This window comes from Siminovitchia fortis (assembly GCF_007681465.1).
GTDB classification, from domain to species: domain Bacteria; phylum Bacillota; class Bacilli; order Bacillales; family Bacillaceae_C; genus Siminovitchia; species Siminovitchia fortis.
Genome location: NZ_VEKZ01000167.1, coordinates 1 through 628 on the forward strand (window position 1 = coordinate 1; position 628 = coordinate 628).

Annotated in this window: 1 protein-coding gene; it reads left to right on the plus strand. The window is 42.7% G+C overall.

Annotation, left to right across the window (positions count from 1 at the left end; all coding sequences use genetic code 11):
- Positions 1-628 (plus strand): group II intron reverse transcriptase/maturase (gene ltrA / locus FS666_RS19445; protein WP_144567968.1); only part of this gene is annotated, 628 nt, incomplete at both ends.

Below are 628 nucleotides of genomic sequence, written 5' to 3' on the forward strand. Positions count from 1 at the left end.
TACCTACATTCCTAAAGATGACGGAAAGAAACGTCCATTAGGAATTCCGACCATTAAAGACAGGGTCGCACAAATGGCAACCAAGTTAGTGATAGAGCCGATCTTTGAAGCTGATTTCAAGGATTGTTCTTACGGATTCCGTCCCAAAAGGAATGCACATCAAGCGATAGCGAAAATAAGGAAAGAGAGCAGAAAGAACTATTGGGTATTGGACGTCGATATCCAAGGCTACTTTGATAATATCAACCATGATAAGTTGATGAAGCTAGTAGAACAACGAATCAGTGACCGCAGGGTGCTGAAGCTGATTCGGAAATGGCTCAAAGCAGGAATCATGGAAGAAGGGAAAGTAAGAAACTCTATCCTGGGGGCACCTCAAGGTGGTGTAATTTCACCATTACTTTCCAATATTTACCTAAATGTGATGGATTCCCTCTGGGAAAAGAAATTCAGCCATCTCGGTTCCCTTATTCGCTATGCGGATGACTTTGTCATCTTGTGCAGGACAAAACCGCAAGCGCTGGAAAGTATACGAGTAATCCAAGCAATCATGGGAAAACTTGATCTCTCACTACATAAGGAGAAATCAAGACTCGTTAACATCTGGGATGACAGTGACGGATTTGAC